The sequence below is a fragment of the Ramlibacter aquaticus genome, assembly GCF_015159745.1.
GTDB classification, from domain to species: domain Bacteria; phylum Pseudomonadota; class Gammaproteobacteria; order Burkholderiales; family Burkholderiaceae_C; genus Ramlibacter; species Ramlibacter aquaticus.
In genome coordinates, this window is sequence record NZ_JADDOJ010000134.1 from 1 (window position 1) to 5,087 (window position 5,087).

At 71.1% G+C, this 5,087-nt stretch carries 3 protein-coding genes; 2 read left to right on the top strand and 1 reads right to left on the bottom strand.

Annotation, left to right across the window (positions count from 1 at the left end):
- The coding region (locus IM725_RS19485) for an ABC-F family ATP-binding cassette domain-containing protein (RefSeq protein ID WP_193782305.1) at nt 1-1,651 on the bottom strand (1,651 nt) is incomplete at its 3' end.
- 111 nt (nt 1,652-1,762) lie between these two features.
- Between IM725_RS19485 and IM725_RS19490 the strand changes: the two genes are divergently transcribed.
- Together IM725_RS19490 and IM725_RS19495 are read left to right on the top strand one after the other, a co-directional pair.
- The gene (locus IM725_RS19490) at nt 1,763-2,215 is read left to right on the top strand and encodes a (2Fe-2S)-binding protein (protein ID WP_193782306.1); all 453 of its coding nucleotides are present in this window, start codon (nt 1,763-1,765) and stop codon (nt 2,213-2,215) included.
- Nucleotides 2,212-4,482: a xanthine dehydrogenase family protein molybdopterin-binding subunit gene (locus tag IM725_RS19495; protein ID WP_193782307.1), complete on the top strand. Its 2,271-nt coding sequence runs from the start codon at nt 2,212-2,214 to the stop codon at nt 4,480-4,482. The genes IM725_RS19490 and IM725_RS19495 overlap by 4 nt, the downstream gene beginning before the upstream one ends.
- The last annotated feature ends 605 nt before the right edge of the window (nt 4,483-5,087 follow it).

Below are 5,087 nucleotides of genomic sequence, written 5' to 3' on the forward strand. Positions count from 1 at the left end.
ATAAGAGACAGCTGGTGGGCGTTGCGGCGGCGGCGCTCGCACCCACCGGCGCCGCGGGCGCTGCCCGCTCGGTGGCCGAGAGGGCCAGCGCCCGCTGCGACTGGGTGAGCCAGTCCTGCACGCCGCCCTCGTACTCGCGCCAGGTCGCGTCGCCCTCCCAGGCGATGATGCTGGTGACCACGTTGTCCAGGAAGGCACGGTCGTGGCTAACAAGGAAGACGGTGCCGTCGTACTCCTGCAGCAGCTCTTCCAGCAGCTCCAGGGTGTCGATATCCAGGTCGTTGGTCGGCTCGTCCAGCACCAGCACGTTGGCCGGGCGTGCGAACAGGCGTGCCAGCAGCAGGCGGTTGCGTTCGCCGCCCGAGAGCGAGCGCACGGGCGAGCCGCTGCGCGCGGGCGAGAAGAGGAAGTCGCCCAGGTAGCTCTTGACGTGCTTGCGCTGGTTGCCGATTTCGATCCATTCGCTGCCGGGGCTGATGAAGTCCTCCAGCGTGGCGTCCGGGTCCAGCGCGTCGCGCATCTGGTCGAAGTAGGCGACGCTCATGCGCGTGCCCTGGCGCACCTTGCCGGTGTCGGGGGCGACCTCGCCGAGGATCAGCTTGAGCAGGGTGGTCTTGCCCGCGCCGTTGGGGCCGACCAGGCCGATCTTGTCGCCGCGCAGCAGCGTGGCGCTGAAGTCCTTGATGATGGGCACGCCGTCGTAGGACTTGCCAGCATGCTCCAGCTCGGCCACCAGCTTGCCGCTGGGCGTGCCGGCGTCGATGTCCAGCTTGACGCGGCCCACCGCCTCGCGCCGCGAAGCCCGCGCCGAGCGCAGGCGCTCCAGGCGCGTGATGCGGCCCTGGGCGCGGGTGCGGCGCGCCTCCACGCCCTTGCGGATCCAGACCTCCTCCTGCGCCAGCAGCTTGTCGGCGCGCGCGCTGATCACCGCCTCCTGGGCCAGCTGCTCTTCCTTCTGCACCTGGTAGCGGGTGAAGTTGCCGGGGTAGGAGCGCAGCTTGCCGCGGTCCAGCTCGACGATGCGGGTGGCGATGCGGTCCAGGAAGCTGCGGTCGTGGGTGATGGTGACCACCGCGCCCTTGAACTCCAGCAGCAGGTTCTCCAGCCAGGTGATGGCGGCCAGGTCCAGGTGGTTGGTGGGCTCGTCCAGCAGCAGCACGTCGGGGCGGCGCACCAGCGCCTGTGCCAGGGCCACCCGCTTGCGCGTCCCGCCCGAGAGCGTGCCCACCGCGCGCTGCGGGTCCAGCTTGAGCCGCTGCAGGGTCTCGGCGACGCGCTGGTCCAGGTTCCAGCCGTCCTCGGCCTCGATGCGGCCCTGCAGCTCGTTCAGGTCGCCGCGGCTGTGCGTGTAGTCGTCCAGGCACTGCAGCAGGTCGGCCACGCCGGCGCGCACGGCGTCGGCCACCGTGGCCTGCGGGTCCAGCTGCGGCTCCTGGGCGACGAAGGCGATGCGCAGGCCCTGCTGGAACTGCAGCGTGCCGTCGTCGGGACGCTCCATGCCGGCCAGGATGCGAAGCATGGAGGACTTGCCGGCGCCATTGCGGCCGATGAGGCCCACGCGCTCGCCGGCCTCCAGGGCGAAGTCGGTGTGGTCCAGCAGGGGGACGTGCCCGAAGGCAAGCTGGGCGTCGAGGAGGGTGATGAGGGCCATGGGAGCCGGCGATTATCCCCGCCGGGTTGCCCGGGCGTGGCGCCGGGCGAATCGGCACCCGCGCCGGGCGTCGCCGCGGGCTGGCTATAGTGCGCCACCGAGGAGGTGTGCATGGAGTTCGAGGTCAACGGCCGCAAGGTGCAGGTGGATGTCGAGGCGGAGATGCCGCTGCTGTGGGTGCTGCGCGACGAGCTCGGGCTCACCGGCACCAAGTTCGGCTGTGGCGTGGCGGCCTGCGGCGCCTGCACCGTCCGGGTCGACGGCCGCGCGCTGCGCGCCTGCGTCACCCCCGTGGGCAGCGTGGCCGGCCGCGCCGTCCAGACCATCGAGGGCCTGGGCCGCAGCGAGGCCCCGCATGCGCTGCAGAAGGCCTGGCTGGCGCTGCAGGTGCCGCAGTGCGGCTACTGCCAGAGCGGCATGCTGATGGCGGCCGCCGCCCTGCTCGAGAAGACCCCCAGGCCCACCGACGCGCAGATCGAGGAGGCCGTGAGCAACATCTGCCGCTGCGGCACTTACCAGCGCGTGAAGGCCGCGATCCACCGTGCCGCCGGGGGTGCGACATGAAGCGGCGCGGCGTTCTGCTTTCGGCCGCCGCGGCCGGCGCACTGGTGGTCGGCTGGGGACTGATGCCGGCGCGCTCGCGCCTGGGCAGCGCGGCCCTGCTGCAGGGCGGTGGCGGGGTGGCCCTCAACGGCTGGATCCGGATCGAGCCGGACGGCAGCGTCGTGCTGGCCATGCCGCGCAGCGAGATGGGGCAGGGCGTGCACACCGCGCTGCCCATGCTGGCGGCCGAGGAGCTCGACCTGCCGCTGTCACGCATGCGCATCGCCCAGGCCGGCGCCGACGCGATCTACGGCAACGTGGAAACATTGCAGGCCTCGCTCTGGTTCCATCCCGCGCACGAGGAAGACCCGGACGGCTTCCGCCGGGCGCAGGTCAAGGCCGCGCGCTGGGTGGTGGGCAAGATCGGCCGTGAGCTCGGGCTCAACGTCACGGGCGGGTCCTCCAGCGTGGCCGATGCCTGGCCGGTGGTGCGGCTGGCCGCGGCCACGGCGCGGGCCTCGCTGCTGGGCGCCGCCTCGCTGCGCTGGAAGCTGCCCGTGGAGGAGCTGGTGGTGGCGGACGGCCGCATCACCCACCCCTCCGGGCGAACCGCCGGCTTCGGCGAACTGGCGCAGGAAGCTGCGGCCACGCCGCCGGGCGAAGTGCGGCTGAAGGCGCGCAAGGACTGGAAGCTGATCGGCCAGCCGGCGCCGCGGCTGGACCTGCCCGCCAAGGTGGACGGCAGCGCCGTCTTCGGGCTGGACGTGCGCCTGCCGGGGATGAAGTACGCGGCCGTGCGGCTGTGCCCCATGATCGGTGGCTTTCCGGGCGCGGTGCAGGCCGACAGGGCGCTGGCCCTGCCCGGGGCCGAACGGCTGGTGATGTTGCCGGCCGAGGGCGGCTCCACCGCCGGCTTCGCCGTCGTGGGGCGCAGCACCTGGCATGCGCGCCGGGCTGTGCAGGCCGTCCAGGTGGACTGGCAGCAGCGCCCGGGTGGCGGGCTGGACAGCCAGGCCATCCAGGCCGCGCTCGAGTCCGCGGTGCGCGGGGACCGTGGTTTCACCTTCCACGCCGAAGGCGACGTGGACGGCGCCGAGCGCGAGGCCGCGCGCGTGGTCGAGGCCTGGTACGCGGCGCCCTACCTGGCCCACGCCACCATGGAGCCCATGAACTGCACCGCCCGGGTGGCGGGCGGCAAGGTGGAACTGTGGGTGCCTACCCAGGTGCCCGGCCTGTGCCGGGACATCGCCGCCCGCGTGGCGGGGGTGCCGGTGGATGACGTGACCGTGCACGTCACCCTGCTGGGTGGCGGCTTCGGCCGCCGGCTGGAGGTGGACTACGCGGCCTACGCGGTGCGCGTGGCCATGGACTGCGGCGGCGCCCCTGTGCAGCTGGCCTTCTCGCGCGAGGAGGACATGCAGCACGACTTCTACCGTCCCCTGCACGTGGCGCGGCTGCGCGCGGCGGTGGACCGCGAGGGCCGCGTCACCAGCCTGCGCATCACCTCGGCCGGCGACGACATCACGCCGCGCTGGATGGCGCGGGGCGTGCCCGCGCTGTCCGCGGGCGTCGACACGCCCGACAAGACCTCCCCCGAAGGCCTGTTCGACCAGCCCTACGCCTTCGGGCACCAGCGCATGCGCCACGTGTCCACCCGCTCCGGCGTGCCGGTGGGCTTCTGGCGCTCGGTGGGGCACTCGCACAACGCCTTCATGATCGAGGGTTTCATGGACGAGCTGGCGACCGCGGTCCGGCAGGACCCGCTGGACTTCCGGCGCGCCATGCTGCGCGGCTCGCCCCGGCACGTGGCGGTGCTGGAGCTGGCGGCTGCCAAGGCGGGCTGGGGCACGCCCTTGCCGGCCGGCAGGGCGCGCGGCATCGCCCTGCACGAGTCCTTCGGCAGCGTGGTGGCCCAGGTCGTGGAGGCATCGCTGGAGGGGGGGCGGCCGCGCGTGCACCGGGTGGTGTGCGCCGCGGACGTGGGCACCGTGGTCAACCCCAACATCGTGGCGCAGCAGATGGAAGGCGCGGTGGTGTTCGCCCTGGGGGCCGCGCTCTACGGGAAGATCGATATCCGGGACGGCCAGGTCCAGCAGGCCAACTTCCCCGCCTACCCGATGGTCCGCATGGCGGACGCGCCCACGGTGGAGACCTGGCTCGTGCCCAGCAACCGCCCCCCGGCCGGCGTGGGCGAGCCCGGCGTGCCGCCGCTCGCGCCCGCGCTGGCGCAGGCGATCTTCCAGCTCACCGGCAAACGCCTGCGCTCCCTGCCTTTCAACCTGGCGTGAGAGAGGCGCCTGCGGGTGGGGCAGGGGTCCAGGGCCATGGCTGTGCGGCCTCATCCCACACAGGGACTGCGAAGCTGGGGCTGGCTGTCAGGTGCCTGTCCGCATGAGCCAGGTCTGCGCGCCTAATAATTTCGCAGGCCAACTTGCGGAAGCTGAAATTCGCGTGCTATAGTCGCGGGCTCCGCTGAACACAGCACTGCGGCTTGCGAAGGCAGGTGGCAGGCGGGTCCCGAAAGGGGTCTGCGGCGAGTGAAGCTGGGGTGGTGCGATGCAAGTTGTGCTGCTTCGGCAGGGTGGAAAAAAAGTCTGGGGATGTCTTGAGGAACTGCTGAAAAGCGGTATAGAATTCAAGGCTTCGCTGACAAGACAAGGCGGCGGTTTCCTACAGGAAACAGAATGCTGAGTCAAGTTGGTAGAAACCCTGGAGTTTGACAGGTCTTCATAAAAACTGTCATAATTCAAGGCTTCGCTGATCGCGGCGAGGTTCGCAGAAAGAAGGCGCTGGGCGCTTTTGGACTGCAGGTTCGTTAACAACATACAGCCGATAAGCGTGGGCGTTTGAAGGCGATTGCCAAGTTCTTCGGAACTAGGTCGCAAGACCTTTA

Coding starts and splice junctions, on each gene's coding strand:
- IM725_RS19490 (WP_193782306.1), top strand. CDS start 1,763: ATGGAGTTCGAGGTCAACGGCCGCAAGGTGCAGGTGGATGTCGAGGCG.
- IM725_RS19495 (WP_193782307.1), top strand. CDS start 2,212: ATGAAGCGGCGCGGCGTTCTGCTTTCGGCCGCCGCGGCCGGCGCACTG.